Genomic DNA, 16440 nt, shown 5'->3' with positions numbered 1-16440 from the left:
GTGATAGTCAAAGGAAGAGGTATTGCAAGAGGCGTAGCGTCTGGAAAATTGTTGGTCTCAGATGCACCGCTCTCGTTCTTATCCGGGGTCGACCCCGAGACCGGCGTCATCATGGAGGAGGGGCACCCCCTCCAGGGACAGTCCATCGCCGGGACAGTCTTTGCCTTCCCGTACGGCAAAGGTTCGACGGTCGGATCATATATTATGTACGCCCTCAGCAGAAACGAAAAAGCCCCGGCGGCGATCATCAACACCGAAGCCGAACCGATCATCGCCACCGGTGCGATCATGGGCGGGATCCCGATGGTCGACCGCCTCGAGGTCGCCCTCGCCGACCTGCCTGACGGGACCGAGGTGACCGTCGACGGCGACGAGGGGACGGCCGCCTGGGACGCATGAGGGGCGCCCCATGCAGGTGAACTGGCGGGAGATCACCCACGCGAGAAATTCGTTCGCCGCCCTGTACGCCGCCTGCGAAGGCGAGGGGTTCAGGCTCAGGCCGGTAAAGGCCCCTGAGGGCGACGTCACCTGCTACAGTCTCAACTCGCTCAACGCCCCCCATCTCAGGGTCGAGATCGCCTCGGCCCCGTGCACCACCATCGTCGGCGGCCCGCATGCCACGGCCTGTCCGATGGAGACGGCGGCGTACGCCGACTATGTGGTGGTCGGCGAGGGGGAATGGACCCTCCCGCGCCTGTTGCACGCGATCAAGGCCGGTGAAGCCGGAGAGGTGCCGGGCGTGGCCACCAGGGAAGGGGGGATCTGCCCGCCCGACCATACGGTATATCTCCCGGCGTACCCCCCGTTCTCGCAGTTCAAAGGGTATCTTGAGATCTCGCGTGGATGCCCCTTCGGGTGTGCTTACTGCCAGACCCCGCGGATCTTTGGTCACCGGATGCGTCACCGGCCTGTCGACGAGATCGCACGCGCCGCCACGGCGTTCAGGGACGCGCGGTTCGTCACCCCCAATGCCCTTGCCTACGGTTCTGACGGCGTTCACCTGAGACTCGATAGGGTGGAGAAACTCTTCCAGGCCCTCCACAAGAACAGGATCTATTTTGGGACCTTCCCCTCAGAGGTGCGCCCTGAGTGCATCTCAGAGGAGGCGCTCGACCTGATCACCACCTACTGTGCCAACCGGCGTCTCCATTTCGGGGCGCAGTCCGGCTCAGATCGGGTGCTCAAGGCGCTCAGGCGCGGCCACACCGTCGCCGACGTCGAGCAGGCGCTCGACCTCTGCCGGGACCACGACCTCCTCCCGGTGGTCGACTTCATCGTCGGCCTCCCCTGCGACGAGGACGAAGACGAAGCGGCGACACTTTCGCTGATCCGCGAGGTCGCAAGAAACGGCAAGCCCCATGTCCACCGGTTCATCCCGCTTCCTGGAACCCCGATGGCCGGGATGGCGCCGCGGCCTCTCCTCCCCGAGACGCAGCAGGCCCTCGGCCAGCTCGCCCTCGCAGGGAGGATCACAGGATCATGGGACGATCCTGAGAGAAGGTTTTTTAAGAACCATTCAGATGTTCTATCATGACGAAAGTGTTATTGCTGGCTGATATCCATGGCCAGTTGGGCAAAATGGATGCGTTTCTTGACCTGAAGCCCGACTTTGTCATTATTGCCGGTGATCTCACGCAGTTTGGGCCGTGCGACCTGGTCGGCAAGATCGGGTCGTTCATCGACGTCCCTTGCTTCGTGGTGCCCGGCAACTGCGACCCTCGCGAGATCTGCGATTCCATCGAACGCTCCGAGTGCGTCAACCTTCATGGGGCAAGTTTCACGATGGGCAAGATCTCGATGGCAGGGATCGGCGGCTCGAACCCGACCCCCTTCGACACCCCCTTCGAACTCCAGGAAGAGGAGATCGAGCGGTTGATCACGCAGGGCACCGCCTTGATGGACAGAAACGTTCACAACGTGCTCATCTCCCACCCGCCTCCACACGGCGTCCTCGATCTGGCGGGCGACACCCATGTCGGGAGCACGAGCGTCAGGGCCCACCTCAAGGAGTTCGACCTGGTCTGCTGCGCTCACATGCACGAGCACAAGGGCGTCGTCGAGGTGGACGGGGTCAAGGTCGTCAACCCTGGCCCGGCCGCCGAGGGCAACTGCGCCATGCTCACCTTCGGCGACGACCCGGGCGAGATCACGATCGACCTGATCACGCTGTGAGAAGTTCGAGATAGGACTGCGGGATGTGGTCGCCCTCGATCCCCAGTTCCCCTTTTATGCGGGCGATCTCGTCTTCGGCCCCGGCGTCCAGGTCATGGACCATCACCTCGATCTCGACATAACTCCCAAGCCCCTCGACCTCGTCGAGGGCGACGGACGCAGTCCCAAGAGCGAACTCCTCCCGGTGTTTCCTGACTTCGGCACTCTTTCTGAAACCCAGGCGGACAAAGACCTCCTCCATCACCGCCCCCGACTCGACGGTGACATTGAACTCTTCTCGCGCCTTGGCGCTCTTTGAGATACACTTCGGACCTTTGTAGGTGACCGTGCACCGTTCGTCCTCGTACCTGAGACGGAGTGCCTCGTCGGTCTCCCTGAAGTCCCTGTCAGGGTGGTTGTAATAGACGTCACGCTGATCGCTGGAGATCGGCGTGGTCGCACCGACCCTGACAAGCCGCGCCCGTATTTCTTCGAGATCTGGAACCCGTATCTTTGCTTCGACTTCAAACATCCGATGGCACCCATTTAAGTATCTTCGTCATGACTTAATATAGACAAGGTGTATCCATGGCAATCCAGGAAGGAGACGTCATCAGACTCAATTATATCGGTCGTATCGAAGGCGAGGTCTTTGACACCACCATCGAGGCCGAGGCCGAGAAGGCAGACATCAAGAACCCGAAGAAGGACTATGCCCCGATCGTCATCCGTGTCGGGAGCGGCCACGTGATCCCGGGGCTTGACGAAGCACTTGTCGGCAAGGAGATCGGCGAGGAGAACGAGGTCGAGGTGCCGGCCGAGAAGGGTTTTGGGCCGCACGACCCAAAGCTCGTCGAGTCGGTGAGCACCAACAACTTCAGAGAGAAGCCCAAACCGGGCATGCGTGTCCAGACCGGTGAGCGCGAGGGCGTTGTCGTCAATGTGGTCGGCAAGCGTGCCGTCATCGACTTCAACCACCCGCTTGCAGGCCAGGCGCTCTCGTACACCTACACGATCGAAGGGGTCGTGGAGGATGTGGTGGAGAAGGCACAGGGCTTCATCAAGCTCTTCTCTGGCCGCGACATGGATGTCGTCTTCGAGGACGGCGTCCTGACCGTGACCCTGCCGGCAGGGATCAACTATGACAAGCGCTGGACCATGTCCCGCGGGGTCGTCGTCTACCAGACCTTCGAGTACATCGAAGAGGTCAAGGAAGTCGTCTTTGTTGAGTCCTTCAAGCGCCCTGAGCTCCCGAAGGAGGAGCCTGCAGAGGCCGCCGCAGAAGAGCCCGCCGAAGCCGCTGTTGAGGAACCGGCAGAGGCTCCAGAAGAGGCGAAGGAGGAAGAACCTGCAAAGAAGCCTGCAAAAAAGACTACGAAGAAGTCTACCAAGAAGCCTGCAAAGAAGGCCACCAAGAAGACTACGAAGAAGCAGGCTGAGGAATAATCCTCAATATCTTTTTTTACTTTCCTGCCAGGACGTCATCGAGAAAGGTCCTGGCCCGTGCATCAAGACGGTACCTGACGGTGCGTCCATCTTCTCCAGGTTCCACGGTCCCGTCGTCGCAGAGTTGTTTCAGATGTCTGGAGACCGCCTGGGGCGTGATCCCGAGGTGTGCGGCGATCTCTTTGCGACTGAGTCCTGGTTCTGTGATAAGAAGGGAAATGATCGTGCTCTTCGCCTCATTCCTGAGAGACCCGAGGATCTTCATCTCGCTCTCATCGTATCTGCCGCAGTTCTCATAGTAGCGTACATACCCTCCGGCACGTGCGGCGACGATCTTGCCGGTATCCTGGAGGAGTGCAAGATGATAGCGGAGGGTGCCGATGTTTGTCCTGGTCAGCCTGGAGAGCATGCGCATATGGGCGCCCGGCGCTGCTCTGACCGTCTCGTAGATCCGTCGTCTGGTCCTGTTCTCGAGGATATTCTCTCTGGAAACCTTGCGGTAGCTGAGATAGGGCCAGGCATGGAAGACAGCGGCAAGATCTGGAGCAAAGAAGAGGAGATGAGAGAGGAAGAAGGCCAGGTCCATGAGCGGCATGCCGGTCACCCCGGGAACCCTCTGCCAGATGCTCTTCGGAGGAGTGAAGGCAAAGGTGTCCTCAGGGAGGAGGACGCCGATCTTCATGTCCCTGAACTCCGCGGTCAGGAGTACCGCCCCGTCCCGGTCAAGCCCTTCGACTTCAAGAATCTCCATACTCCCGGCGTCGATCATGATCCTGAGATCTTCAGTCTCTGCGGGAAACGGCCAGGGGTCCGCCGGCGCTCCGGTCCGGAGCAGATAGACAGGGCGGCCGTCATGCTCTGCCGTCCGCGCCTCGCCAGCGGTCGTGCCCCTGAGCGCGGTGACGGCGGTCTCAAGATATGTGCCCGGAACGTCCGAGAAGGTGTCTGTTGTGGCGCCTCTCATCGCCGGGAAATCGGCGGTCGGCGGCCAGTATTTCCACAGAAGGCCGTCACGTACGACGACGACCCCGATGCCGTCGTGATACACAGGTTCCAGGAGGTCGGCCCTGAAACGCTCGGGCGGTTCTGCCCTGATCAGGATCTCTTCGTCGCGGGCCCCTGGGCTGTGCACCGCCACCGTCGTCGAGATGGATCCCGCTTCCTCGTAGGCCGCCACCGTTCCCTGGGCGACCTCATCGGCGTCGGCGACCGGTCCTGCCGCACCGTCCCCGACGAAGCTGGCTGCAAGGACCAGCAAGGCAAGCGCAATGAGTATTTTTTTCCCTGGTATCACGCCGTTTGTATCCTCCGCCCTGATCAGAGGATGGGAATCTGTATAGAAAGATATTCTCTCACAGAATGTTTCAGGTCGGGTTTTTCGGATCTCGGGGGCCTGTTGAACCCGGCATGAACCCCGGGTTCACGCATACGCGATGAAAATTTGCCTGAGCAGAGTTTCAGAGTCCGGAGAGATCTCTTTCAATCGTGACAGGGCAACAGTGAGTATCCTGTTTCATCGCCGCCCCTCGGCTATCTTCGTCCGTGGGGGGTCCGGAGGGCAACGCCCCCCGGCGCGAGACGACGGGGAAAATGCTGCGAGGGGGGCGTCACGTCTGATCATCACGCCTCCCCAAACATCGGTGCCGGGGGCGCTGCCCCCCGACCCCCGGAATGAAGAGAAGGCTGGGAAGGCACCATCAATGACCATGGAGAGCGTAGTGCCGTCTGCCATCGATCGCTCGCGCGGGGGACCGGGTGGGGTGGCCAACCCCCCGCAGAGACAGCCATCCAGAGAAATTACCATGAAAATCTTTTCATGCGGCATGCCTGGGGCGTGCTCCTGACTCATGAGCACTTCTACAAAACTACATCTCGTTCAATTGCATCGTGTTGGCGACTTTTTGTTCCTGACCTGTCACCAGATCCCGGAGAAGCTGATCATGAGAGAAAAAATATATTCAGGGCTTGCATGAGGATCAATCAATGCACAATCCCTCTCATCTCAATAGCACTGTTGAGATCACGTCGGTCAGGTTCTGGCCGACGATGAAGGCCCTGACCCCGATCTTCGTCTTCCTTGGAGTGATCATCCTGGTCTTCGCCGCGATCGCTCTCCTCACCTATGAGCCCTATTCTGAGATGGTCTCAGAGACCTCGTCTGGAACGGCCACTATGACAATGACGAACCCACCACCCCCCGACCCCGTCGCCGTCCTCCTGGAACCTCCCTTGTGGGTGATGTTCGTGCTGGTGGCCGCGGCAGTCGCAATCGTGATGTACAATCTGGTCGCCGCCCATATGGGGGGGATTGCGCTCAGGACCGGCACCTCTCCAGGGGTTGAGGAAAGAGAGATCGCGATCAGGGACGTGGAAGTCTGCGCCGCAGGCGGGATCGGCGGGGTGATCTTCTTTGGACTTGGGGCCTGCACCTGCCTCCTCTATATAGGTCTCGGGTGGCTGAGTTCGGTCTGGTGGCCGCACTCCGGGGCGATCTACGGGGTGAACACGACAGAGGAGATCATCATCACCGTCCTCTGGCTCTTCACCCAGGTTGCGCTTGGTGTTGTCATCTTCGGGGGTGCCGCCCTGCTGTACAATCTCTTTCTGCCGTGGACTCGCGGTGCGGTGGTGACCGTGAGGGGGACGGCCGACAGTGCCGTGAGCAGGAGTGCTCGTGGGTTGTATGCGATCAGGGCGTTCGCCACCCCGACGGTCGCCAGGGCCGCCGCGGCGATCGGATTCGGGCTTGGGTGCCTCCATTCGGTGAGCATGCCCCTTGGCGCGATCACCGGCCTCCAGTTCCTGCCGGGCCTCCCAGAGACCGAGACCGTCATCTTCGACCTCTTCCTCTCTCCCTTCATCTACGCGGGAGGAGCATTCCTCATCGGGGCCGTCGCTTCTCTCATCTACAACGTGGCCGCCCGCGTCCTGCAAGGGTTTGTGTTCTATGGTGAAGGAGAGGAGAGTCCATAGGGCGTAGAGTCGCGGATGATTCAGGACACTCTTTTGTCGATCCTGGCTCGCGGGTGGGGCGGAGTGCAAGGATAGTTTTGTCTCCCAGGTTTTGTAGAAATTCCCCTCTGGCAAGTGGCAGAGATGAGCACACTTCCCATCGTCTCTTGCCGGGGCGCTACCCCTGCCTGGACCTCCGGGATGACGATTGGGTCGGGGAGGCACGTGATCAGAAGGGCACTCTGACTGGTCAATGAGGGGTTACCATGAAAATGATCCTGAATATCGGCTCTGTAGAACCCCTCTTGATGGTTCTCTTCGACGGGGGGCGTGCCGTCCCGGCCCCATCGTAGTCCTGGGGGTGCAGGCGGCACTCGCCCCTGGTGTGATTGTGTGGGAAGGCGATTGAGTCGCCCTTGCCACCTTTGCACCGAGAAGAAGTGAGGGTTTCTACAAAGCTGAATTTTTACTTTCATCTTGGCCGGGGGGTGCACCCCCTGACCTCCCGGAGAGGAGAGGCGGGGACGGCAATGAGGCGCCCTCCTTGGTGTCCTCAGAGGAGGAAGCACCGGTCCACACACCCTGGAGACCCACGATCCTGTTCAATCGCGTATGCGTGAACCCCACATTCATGCCTGATTCTACAAAACACAATCTTTTCGCCCTCACCTTTGTTCCATTTCATCACCACCCTCCTTCTCTCCTGACCCGCGGGATGAAGAAAGACGCAAAAAATCCTATGAAGAGGAGGGCCAGGATCGCATCGAACGAAGACCTCATCGCCTGACTGATCGAGGCGTCCGCGACCTGCTCGGCCTCGGCAAGCACAGGCGCCGGGATCTCCTCAGGCGTCCCGGTCTCCATCTTCTCGACCCACCGATCGATCTCGGCCGCGATCTCTTCGCGCTCCATCCCCTCGAAGTAGCCCGAGGCATCGACGGCGGTGAGCAGGCCAGAGAAGATCGAGATGAGGAGGACGACCCCGATGAGGGCGGTCCCCACCGAGGTGCCGAGTTGCTTGGTCGTGTTCAGAACGCCTGAGGCGTCGGTCTGCTCCTCCTCTGGGGCGGCCGAGAGGGTGAGGTTGGTGATCTGGGAGAGGACGAGCCCCATCCCGATCCCGAAGACCACAGAACCTGGAATGATCATCTCGGCGGTCGTTTCCACACCGAAGATGTCCCTGAGCATCACCGTCCCCCAGATCCCGAGGGCCATCCCGATGAGGACGAGGTACTTCGAGTCGATCACCGCCGAGAACCTGGCTCCCCCGATCGAGACGATGAAGACGGCCATCGAGACAGGGAGGAGGGCGATACCGGTCTCGAATGCCCCGATGCCGGTGACCGACTGGAGAAAGACCGGGATGATAAAGAGGAACCCGGCAAAGACCGCGGTCTGCAGACTGCCGACAAGGTTGCCGACAAGAAACATCCGGTCACCGAAGAGCGCGGTCTCGACGAGCGGAACCCCCCCGGCCCGCCTCACCCGCCGCTCCCACCAGAAGAAGATCGCAAGCAGGAGGAGTCCGCCCCCGATGAAGAAGGGGATGGCCCTCCACACCCCGAGATTTTTGAGCTGGAGGATCCCGATGACGATGAGAAAGAGCCCTGCCGAGGAAAGCGCCATCCCGACAAAGTCGAGGTTCCTGAATTTTTCGGTGGGTTTTGAACCAGAGAGGAGGACCGAAGCGATGAGAATGACGACGACGACCAGGAGTTCGAGCCTGAAGGCCCATCGCCAGGAATAAAATGAGGTGAGGTAGCCCCCGATGATCGGGCCGAAGGCCGCCCCGGCCGCCGCGACCCCGCCCCAGACCCCGAAGGCGACGGCACGGTCACGACCTGAGTATGCCGCGGTGAGGAAGGTGGCCGTCGCCGGCATCATAAAGACCGCCCCGACTCCTTCGAAGACCGACCACCCGACGAGCAGCACCCCGATGTTCCAGCTTATCGAGGCGACGAAGGTGCCGATCCCGTACAGCACCACCCCAAAAAGAAAGGCACGTTTTCGCCCCATCACGTCCTGCATCCTGCTCCCAAAGAGCATGAACGAGGCCATGATCAGGGCGTAGATCGCGATGACCGACTGGATCGCCGGGACCGTGGTGTCGAGTTCGACGACCAGGGCCGAGATCGAGACGTTCATGATGGTCGTGTCGATGACCATGATGAAGATCGCCAGGCAGACGACGACGAGGACGCCCCATTTCTTCAGTCCGCCCTGCCCCTCCATCTCTTCCCCCGACCCGTGGTGCCTCTTCAGCGTGCGGCGATCGGGATCTTCTTCCTCTCCTCTTCCTCGGCCGCCTCCACCGCCTCGGCAAGTTCGGCGCCGACACTCACCAGGACTTCGGGGGTCAGCATCCCCTGCGTCAGGACGACGCCGCCCGCCGACCTCACGGCGTCCCGCAACTCAAGCGCCCAGCGGTGTTCGACGAGCATGATCGCCGCGGCCGAGTTCGGCGGGATCGAGAGACTGATGTCGTCGAGGTCGTCCTCATTCAGCCCGAAGTCCCGCTCTGAGACTGCCATCACCCCTGCCTTCGCCCCGGCCCGCGCCCCTTCCCGTCCGGCGGCGCCATAGCCGATGAGCCCGCCGATGACGGCGCCGAAGCGTGCGGCCTCCTCGTCGGAAAGGTCGGTCGCCTCAAAGGAGGTGAGGTTCCCGTCCTCGTCCTTCCAGACAAACTGGAGATCGATGAGCCTGAGCAACCCCTCTTCTCGCACTTTTCTCAACTGTTCCAGGATCTCCCCGTGGAAGTCAGGGTCCTCAAACCCGATCACGAAGAGCTGTACCGGTCCAAATGCCATGTTTTCTCTCCCCCTTGCAGACTCCGAGCCGTTCACTCGCGGCTCATCATCGCCTCGCCTTCAGTCTCCAGGTGGACATAAGGCTCCCCGCTCACATCCACCACCACCTTCTTCAGCGTCCCGGTGAACCGCCAGGGGCGCTCGCCCGGATAGTCTGCGGTCACCTGACTTCCCTGCTGGAGCCCGACACTGATCCCGCCGCCGCTGAGCGAAAATTTGCCGGGCTGGGTCTTGATCTCTCCCTCGCCTACCATCCTCTCGTCGATGTACAGCGCAAGCCGTCCGTGGGCCGTGCCCTTCGGTTCTTCGCCGGTCTTCGTGAAGACCGCCGAGAGGATGCAGGAGCCTGTCGGTACCTCGACGACGCTGCTGACCTGCTGTTCGATGCTGCCCGCAAAATTGTAGACATAGTGGAGACGGTTCTCTCTGATATAGAGGGCATGTCCGCCAAAGGTGTCGCCCTGGGCAAAGAGCACGCCCCCGCCCCCGCCGTCCGGAACCTCCACCTCGGCGGCGATGGCGTACGACTGGTTGCGGATATTCACGCCCACCGACTGGGGGACAGGGGTTGTCCCTGGATAGTAGACGAAGAGATTTCGCCGCGGCGCCGGGTGCGGCCTGGGCGAGGTGAGCACCTCGATCGCAGGCCGGTCGTCGAGCGGAAGCCCGCCGTACCGCCCGGCCTCGTGGAACCAGAGGGCCTTGAGGTGTTCGAGCGTCCCGGGATTTTCTTCCGCGAGATTTCGCACTTCCGAACGGTCGGTATCGGTATGGTAGAGTTCCCAGGTGTCCTCCATGAACCCTCCCCACCCGGAGAGCGTCGGGTGGGTGGTGACCGCCTTCCAGCCCCGGTGCCAGATCCCACGGCTCCCGAGCATCGTGTAATACTGGGTCTCTTTGCGGCTCTCAGCACCCGGTGCGTCGAAGGAGTAGCGCATGCTCGCCCCTTCGAGCGGCCACTGGGTGACGCCCTTCACGGTCTCGGGCATCTTGAGTCCGACGCACTCGAGGACCGTCGGGGCGATGTCGACGGCATGATGGTATTGGTGCCTCATCTCGCCCCGCGCCAGGAACCCCTTCGGCCAGTGGATGATGAGGGGGTCTGCGATCCCGCCGGCATAGCAGTAGCGTTTCCACATCTTGAAGGGCGTGTTGAAGGCCATCGCCCATCCGTTGCAGTAGTGGTTGTAGGTCTCAGGGCCGCCGAGGAGGTCGAGCATCGTGAAGTTCTCTTCCGGGCTCTCCGGGATCCCGTTGAAGAACTTGTTCTCATTGACCGAGCCGTACGGCCCGCCCTCGGCACTGGCGCCGTTGTCAGAGGCCAGGACGATGAGGGTGTTCTCCAGTTCCCCGGCCTCCTCCAGGTAGGAGATGATCCTGCCGATCTGGTGGTCGGTGTGGCTGAGGAACCCGGCATAGACCTCGGCCATCCTGGAGAAGAGTCGTTTTTCCTCGTCTGAGAGCGAGTCCCAGGAGAGGGTGTGGTCGGTCTCGGGGAAGGGCTCTCCGTCAGGGCCTTCCCTGCTCTCGGGCGTGCCGATCGGGTTGACGGGCGGGAGTTCGGTCTCGGGCGGGACGATCCCCATCTCCTTCTGGCGCGCCAGCACCTCCTCCCGGTAGTGCTCGTAGCCCTCGTCGAACTTCCCGGCGTACCGCTCGGTCCATTCTTTCGGGACATGGTGCGGGGCATGGGTGGCGCCGGGAGCATAGTACATGAAGAAGGGTTTGTGCGGATCGATCTGCCTGAGGTCGCGAAGGTACGTGATCGCCTGGTCGGTGAGATCTTCGGTGAGGTGATACCCCGCCTCGGGGGTCTCTGGCTGGTCGACCGGGTGGTTGTCAGAGACGAGAGATGGGAAATACTGGTTTGTCTCGCCTCCAAGGAAACCGTAATAGCGTTCGAACCCGCGGCCGACCGGCCAGTTGCGCCGCGTCGAGGCGAGGTGCATCTCCTCTTCAGGGCAGAGATGCCACTTGCCGAGCATGCAGGTGCCGTACCCCGCCTCGACGAGCACCTCGGCAAGGGTGGCGCACTCGAAGGGGATGTGCCCGTTCGAGTTCGGGAACCCGGTGGTCCCTTCGGCGATGCAGGCCATCCCGGCGGTGGTGTGGTTGCGGCCGGTGAGCAGGCAGGCGCGGGTCGGCGAGCAGAGGGCGGTGGTGTGCCACTGGGTGTAGAGAAGTCCGTCCCCGGCGATGCGGTCGATGTTCGGCGTCTCGATCAGGCCGCCATAACAGGAAAATGCGGAGAACCCGACGTCGTCGAGGACGATCATCAGGACGTTGGGTGCGTCCTTCGGGGCTCTGGGGGCTTCATATGGGGTCCAGTCAGGGACCGAGTCCCTGATGTCCAGGTTGATCACTCCTTTGAACTGTTCTGGCATCGTCTCTCCTCCGGGATCGCCTCTGCCATGCGGTCATCTCATATATCTTTTCACTTCGCCCTGATCCCGGCCACGATCGCCGCGATCCCGCCGACGATCGCAAAGGCCCCGAAGATGAACGGGAGCGTGACGGCGCCGATGAGCGGGTTGATAATGAGGATCACCCCGAAGATCAGGCTCAGGAGCCCGAGGACCCCGGTCCCGACACCCCCGCCCTGCATGGCCCAGACAAGTCTGGTGATCCCGTATACGATCCCCCAGATCCCGAGCACGATGATCAGAAAGGTCAGGAGCACGAACGGGGCATAGATAGGGTAGAGCAGGATCACGATCCCGGCAAGGATCCCGAGGACCGCCGAGAGGATGTTCCATCCCCTATTTTCACGGATCGATACCGCGCCGATGAGCGCGAGGACTCCTCCAAAGAGCCATAGGATCCCGAGGAACTGGACGATCACGACCATCGTGATCCCTGGAGTGGTCAGGAGGAGGACCCCGATGACAAGGGCCGCGATCCCCTCGAGCACCACGGCCCACCATGGCAGTTGAAAGTCTTCGTATATGACCGGGGCACCGGTTTCTTCCATTTTTTCCCTCCGGCGTACTGTTCTCCAGACGAAAGGTGTGTCGGGCGCTCAAAGACGGGATTCCAGCGATCTGTAGCGGTCGGTGCGGTCGAGTCTGGTGATGGACGGGCACTCTACGTCATGACCCTGAATAAATCTTTCCGGTCTCCTGGCCTCAGAAGACGATCTTGACAAGCCCGAGGGAGGTGAGAAGTACGGCAAGCGAGGCGAGGAACCACCCGAGGAGGATGAAGAGCACCGCAGCCTTCCGCTCCCACCCGAAGATCCAGGCGATGACCGGGCAGGCGTACAGCCCGAGGCCAGGGAGCCAGGAGATGAAGATGAGTGAGTAAACCCCATATTTATCCAGGACCGTGATCTTCTTCGCCTTCTCGCCGATCCCCTGGATCCACCGGTTGACCCGCTCTGACTGTTCTGAGGAGGTGTCGCAGACCTGGAAGATCGCAAGCACCATCCCGAGGGCGAAGGAGGTCATGACCAGGAGGATGAGGCCCGGGTGGAGCCCGAGCGAGACCCCGACGGCGGCGGCCGCGGCCTGGAAGAGAAAACTCGAGGTGACCAGTCCGAGGAGCGGGGCACCCTGGAGGCCGAGCGCGAGGTCGAGGAAAATCGGGACGCCAAGAGAGAAGACGAGGACATATGAAAGCGCCCGTGAGACCTGGACCAGGAACCTGATGAGTCGGTGCATGATCGATCTCCATGAGCACTGCCAGGGGGATAAAGGGTGTGGGTGGGAGGGCTGGAGATCTTTCATAGAGCATATCCCAAAACTCTCCAACCTTCTCCCTCTCAGGAGATAGCGATGGATATGGTGGAAATATCCTCTCTTCTTCATTGCGCACCCGTGCATTCATGCCTTCCCACACCACTGCACCGGGGGGCTTGCCGCCCGGACCCTGGGGATGGCGATGGGGGCGGGAAGCCCCCCGGTGGAGGTTAAGTGTTTAGAATTTCTGGAAGGACGTGCTTCGGTTCGAGGAGATGGACACCCCAGGAGAGTTTTGGGATGACCTCATAGTCTGGATCTATAGAATTCCTCCAGGTGATGCTCTCTGCCAGGGAACGTGCCGCACCCCGCCCCCCCCACAGAAGAGAGGCGAGGGGGGAGGGGGCACCGCACTCTGAGATCGTTTTCTCAGCCATTCTGGTTCACTCATCATCTCTGAAATCAGGGTTCTGTAGAATCGGGCATGAACCCCTGGGCCCGGGCATACAGGATGAAGATGATCGTGGGTCTCTGAAATGGGCATGGACCCGTGCTCCTTCTTCGAAGCAAGGTATCACGTAGGACCACTATCGAATTGCCGCCCCCCCGCCTATCCTCGCGCGAGATGGCAGGAAAAATTCAATGGCCGGGGGCGGCACGTCTGATCATCACGCCTTCCCGTCCCTCTCGCCGCGGACCCCAGGTGTGGAGATAGGGCGGGCCGGGAAGGCATATTCATAATCCCTGAAGAGGGAGTGCCGTCCACGACCTCTCGTGGTGCGGGGGGTTTGGGGGCGGCCAGCACCCCGCCAGAGAGAGATCAAAGGGACGGAGCAAAACTCTCTTCAGGATCTTTTTTCCGCCTCTGATTTCTCCAGGGAGTGCGAGTCGAGAGAAGCATGAGAAAACGTACCGGTCTTCGAGTGCAGGTCTGCTTCTCCAGGACCCGACGATAAAAAAATTAGAGGGCACGGGTCGCGATCCCGTTCAACTCGTCGATGAGCCCTGACAGTGCCGGTGGGACCGCCCCGTCCTCTGCACAGACCGTCTTGCCCGCGGTCGTCACCTGGTACGAGAAGAGGTCGTAGCCCTGGAATGCCGGGTGGTACTCTGGTCCAAGACTCTGGTAGTCCTCAGAAGTGATGAACCCGGTGATGTTGTCCACCGTCGTCTGGTCGAGGGGGACGAGCGTCTCTTCGCCGTGCCTGGAGACGACTGCGGTCCTGTTCGCATAGACGACGACGGTCTCGTTGGCGCCCATGAACCCGCCGCTGAGGTGATATTCGACAAGTGTCCTATCGGCGTCTTCAGGGGCGCCGGCCGATGAGGTGCACCCGGCCGTCATGAATACAAGGAGGAGGCAGCCCGAGATGATGAGAATGTGGATCGTCTTCATATCTGGATATGATCCGACGTCTTCCACGATAACCGGTCCTATAACTGCGGAATTCTTCGCAGTTATGAGAAGCGGCGCCCCTCTCTCACCGATCATGACGGGGTATCAGCGGCGGCACTAGAGATCTGATGAGCGTCATCTCCCCTCCTCCCTTGAGAGATAGAAATTTTGCCGCGCGATCTCTACAGCGCAAAAAAAGAGGACAACCCGATCCTGTAGGAATTCATGTCTATTCCCGGGGACGTGTGCGGCGCCCCCGGCGCGAGATGAGTGTGATGGTCCTGCGAATGAGGGTGGTGGGTCAGATCAATGTGCCATCCCGACCACCATGGCGAGGGGCGTGCCGCCACCCGTCCCTGCGCCGCACGATAGGACAAGGATGCAACCCCTCATATTCGTCTATTGTGCCATTCTGCCCCAATATTCGTCCCGGGGGGACGTGAGGACAACGCCTCCGGCGTGAAGATCTGGGAAGGCACGTCGATCCGATGTGCCGCCCCTACCGCAGAATATTTCCTGCCGTCTCGCGCCAGGGGAGTTGCACCCCCCGGACCCCCCGCGTCAGATAGGCGGGGGACGGCAATCCCATCCTCAAGGTCATTGATTGTGCCTTCCCCCTCCAATCTTTGTCCTGGGGCCCGGGGGCAGCGTTCCCGGCGAGAGATAATGGGAAGGTGGTTGAGTCGTCACATTCTCTCCACCATAGGTACGGATTTCTACAGGGCCACAAAACAAAAAAAAAAGAAAAAAAATATTCAGGCGAACATCTCGCCGAACGTATTCTTGATGGGCGGACGGACATAACCCGAAGAGACCTTCTGCATCGCACGGATAAAGTCGTCCTGGCGTACCTCGGTCCGCTCGTCCCTGATGGCAAACATCCCGGCTTCCATGCAGATCGCATGCAGGTCGGCGCCATTCCGTCCCTCCGTGATCCTGGCGACCTCCACGAGGTCGATGTCAGACCCGAGGTTCATCCCGTTTGTATGGATCTTCAGGATCGAGAGACGCCCCTCAGGGTCAGGCAGGGGGATCTCGATGATCCGGTCAAACCGTCCTGGCCGCAACAGGGCGGGGTCGAGAATATCGATCCGGTTCGTCGCCCCGATGATCTTCACGTCGCCTCGTACGTCAAACCCGTCCATCCCGGCGAGCAACTGCATCAGGGTCCGCTGAACCTCGCGGTCGCCCGAGGTGATCGACTCGGTCCTGTGCGCCCCCACCGCATCGATCTCGTCGATGAAGATGATCGTCGGCGCCTTGTCCTTTGCAAGCTCGAAGAGCTCGCGGACCAGCCGCGCGCCTTCCCCGATGTACTTCTGCACCAGTTCGGACCCGACCACCCTGAGGAAGTAGGCGTTCGTCTCATGCGCCACCGCACGCGCCAGCAGGGTCTTGCCGGTGCCTGGCGGCCCATAGAGGAGCACGCCCTTCGGCGGGGTGATCCCCACCTTCTCGAAGAGGTCTGGCCTCTTGAGCGGGAGCTCCACCGCCTCCTTCACCTCTCTGATCTCGTTCTCAAGCCCGCCGATATCAGAATAGATCGCGTCGGGCCGCTCTTCTACTTCCATCCCATAGACCTGCGGGTCGTAGTTCTGCGGCAGCACCTCGATCAGCGCCAGCGACTGCTGGTTCAGGGTACACCGGCTCCCGGCCTTGAGGTCCTTGGGCTCGATGAACTGTGAGACCCTGACCAGGAAACGCGGCCCTGCGCTACTCCTGACGATGACCCGGTTGTTATCGATGATATCGATGATCTCCCCGACGACAAGAGGAGGGCTCCTGAGCTGTTCTATCTCGCTCCGGAGCTTGCGCATCTCGCGCTCGTAGCGAATCTTCTGCGTCTCGACATAGCGCTTTTCCGACTCCATCTGACGCATACGCTCCCTCAGTTCGAGGTTGCGGTTCTCAAGACTGGAGATTCGCTCGAGCAGGCACTTGCAGAGCTCTTCGTTATTCTGCAGATCGGTTGGATCACAGCCACTGTCCCCCATCAGTCCTCCTCGAA

14 protein-coding genes are annotated in these 16440 nt (G+C 61.0%); 5 read left to right on the top strand and 9 right to left on the bottom strand.

What is annotated here, in order from left to right; all coding sequences use genetic code 11:
* From J2129_RS04745 to J2129_RS04735, 3 genes are read left to right on the top strand one after another with little or no spacing between them, the layout of a single operon-like run.
* Positions 1 to 399 carry a DUF126 domain-containing protein gene (locus J2129_RS04745; RefSeq protein ID WP_209629774.1) on the top strand — a complete coding sequence of 133 codons (399 nt, stop codon included), beginning with the start codon at positions 1 to 3 and terminating at the stop codon, positions 397 to 399.
* 10 nt (positions 400 to 409) lie between these two features.
* A complete protein-coding gene (locus J2129_RS04740) occupies positions 410 to 1534 on the top strand; it encodes a TIGR04013 family B12-binding domain/radical SAM domain-containing protein (RefSeq protein ID WP_209629773.1) in 1125 nt (374 codons plus the stop codon).
* The gene (locus tag J2129_RS04735) at positions 1531 to 2172 is read left to right on the top strand and encodes a metallophosphoesterase (protein WP_209629772.1); all 642 of its coding nucleotides are present in this window, start codon (positions 1531 to 1533) and stop codon (positions 2170 to 2172) included. The genes J2129_RS04740 and J2129_RS04735 overlap by 4 nt, the downstream gene beginning before the upstream one ends.
* Here the strand turns inward: J2129_RS04735 and cyaB are convergent.
* Positions 2162 to 2683, bottom strand: coding sequence for a class IV adenylate cyclase (gene cyaB / locus J2129_RS04730; RefSeq protein WP_209629771.1), 522 nt, complete (start codon positions 2681 to 2683; stop codon positions 2162 to 2164). The genes J2129_RS04735 and cyaB overlap by 11 nt on opposite strands.
* Before the next feature lie 56 nt (positions 2684 to 2739).
* Between cyaB and J2129_RS04725 the strand changes: the two genes are divergently transcribed.
* Positions 2740 to 3597 carry a peptidylprolyl isomerase gene (locus tag J2129_RS04725; RefSeq protein WP_209629770.1) on the top strand — a complete coding sequence of 286 codons (858 nt, stop codon included), beginning with the start codon at positions 2740 to 2742 and terminating at the stop codon, positions 3595 to 3597.
* A gap of 16 nt (positions 3598 to 3613) precedes the next feature.
* Here J2129_RS04725 and J2129_RS13185 read toward each other — a convergent pair whose 3' ends face one another.
* A complete protein-coding gene (locus tag J2129_RS13185; protein ID WP_209629769.1) occupies positions 3614 to 4891 on the bottom strand; it encodes a winged helix-turn-helix transcriptional regulator in 1278 nt (425 codons plus the stop codon).
* Between the two features lie 689 nt (positions 4892 to 5580).
* On the opposite strand from J2129_RS13185, the gene J2129_RS04715 reads away from it, so the two are divergent.
* Positions 5581 to 6570: a hypothetical protein gene (locus J2129_RS04715; protein WP_209629768.1), complete on the top strand. Its 990-nt coding sequence runs from the start codon at positions 5581 to 5583 to the stop codon at positions 6568 to 6570.
* 663 nt (positions 6571 to 7233) lie between these two features.
* On the opposite strand, the gene J2129_RS04710 is transcribed toward J2129_RS04715, so the two are convergent.
* From J2129_RS04710 to J2129_RS04680, 7 genes are all read right to left on the bottom strand, one after another.
* On the bottom strand, positions 7234 to 8781 hold the full coding sequence (locus tag J2129_RS04710) for an MFS transporter (protein ID WP_209629767.1): 1548 nt from the start codon (positions 8779 to 8781) through the stop codon (positions 7234 to 7236).
* 26 nt (positions 8782 to 8807) lie between these two features.
* On the bottom strand, positions 8808 to 9359 hold the full coding sequence (locus J2129_RS04705; protein WP_209629766.1) for a DUF6325 family protein: 552 nt from the start codon (positions 9357 to 9359) through the stop codon (positions 8808 to 8810).
* A 32-nt stretch (positions 9360 to 9391) separates the two neighbouring features.
* Positions 9392 to 11743 carry an arylsulfatase gene (locus J2129_RS04700; RefSeq protein ID WP_209629765.1) on the bottom strand — a complete coding sequence of 784 codons (2352 nt, stop codon included), beginning with the start codon at positions 11741 to 11743 and terminating at the stop codon, positions 9392 to 9394.
* Between the two features lie 50 nt (positions 11744 to 11793).
* Complete coding sequence (locus J2129_RS04695) at positions 11794 to 12330, bottom strand: HdeD family acid-resistance protein (protein ID WP_209629764.1); 537 nt, start codon at positions 12328 to 12330, stop codon at positions 11794 to 11796.
* A 154-nt stretch (positions 12331 to 12484) separates the two neighbouring features.
* Positions 12485 to 13018, bottom strand: a complete 534-nt coding sequence (locus J2129_RS04690) for a small multi-drug export protein (RefSeq protein ID WP_209629763.1) — start codon at positions 13016 to 13018, stop codon at positions 12485 to 12487.
* A gap of 979 nt (positions 13019 to 13997) precedes the next feature.
* Positions 13998 to 14432, bottom strand: a complete 435-nt coding sequence (locus J2129_RS04685; RefSeq protein WP_209629762.1) for a hypothetical protein — start codon at positions 14430 to 14432, stop codon at positions 13998 to 14000.
* 755 nt (positions 14433 to 15187) lie between these two features.
* Positions 15188 to 16426 carry a proteasome-activating nucleotidase gene (locus tag J2129_RS04680; protein WP_209629761.1) on the bottom strand — a complete coding sequence of 413 codons (1239 nt, stop codon included), beginning with the start codon at positions 16424 to 16426 and terminating at the stop codon, positions 15188 to 15190.
* Positions 16427 to 16440: the final 14 nt, after the last annotated feature.

Origin of the sequence: Methanofollis sp. W23, assembly GCF_017875325.1 — an archaeon.
Taxonomy (GTDB): Archaea; Halobacteriota; Methanomicrobia; order Methanomicrobiales; family Methanofollaceae; genus Methanofollis.
This window is presented reverse-complemented; position numbering and strand designations above follow the sequence as displayed.

Coding starts and splice junctions, on each gene's coding strand:
- cyaB (WP_209629771.1), bottom strand. CDS start 2,683: ATGTTTGAAGTCGAAGCAAAGATACGGGTTCCAGATCTCGAAGAAATA.
- J2129_RS04685 (WP_209629762.1), bottom strand. CDS start 14,432: ATGAAGACGATCCACATTCTCATCATCTCGGGCTGCCTCCTCCTTGTA.
- J2129_RS04700 (WP_209629765.1), bottom strand. CDS start 11,743: ATGCCAGAACAGTTCAAAGGAGTGATCAACCTGGACATCAGGGACTCG.
- J2129_RS04735 (WP_209629772.1), top strand. CDS start 1,531: ATGACGAAAGTGTTATTGCTGGCTGATATCCATGGCCAGTTGGGCAAA.
- J2129_RS04725 (WP_209629770.1), top strand. CDS start 2,740: ATGGCAATCCAGGAAGGAGACGTCATCAGACTCAATTATATCGGTCGT.
- J2129_RS04680 (WP_209629761.1), bottom strand. CDS start 16,426: ATGGGGGACAGTGGCTGTGATCCAACCGATCTGCAGAATAACGAAGAG.
- J2129_RS04710 (WP_209629767.1), bottom strand. CDS start 8,781: ATGGAGGGGCAGGGCGGACTGAAGAAATGGGGCGTCCTCGTCGTCGTC.
- J2129_RS04690 (WP_209629763.1), bottom strand. CDS start 13,018: ATGCACCGACTCATCAGGTTCCTGGTCCAGGTCTCACGGGCGCTTTCA.
- J2129_RS04740 (WP_209629773.1), top strand. CDS start 410: ATGCAGGTGAACTGGCGGGAGATCACCCACGCGAGAAATTCGTTCGCC.
- J2129_RS04715 (WP_209629768.1), top strand. CDS start 5,581: ATGCACAATCCCTCTCATCTCAATAGCACTGTTGAGATCACGTCGGTC.
- J2129_RS04705 (WP_209629766.1), bottom strand. CDS start 9,359: ATGGCATTTGGACCGGTACAGCTCTTCGTGATCGGGTTTGAGGACCCT.
- J2129_RS04695 (WP_209629764.1), bottom strand. CDS start 12,330: ATGGAAGAAACCGGTGCCCCGGTCATATACGAAGACTTTCAACTGCCA.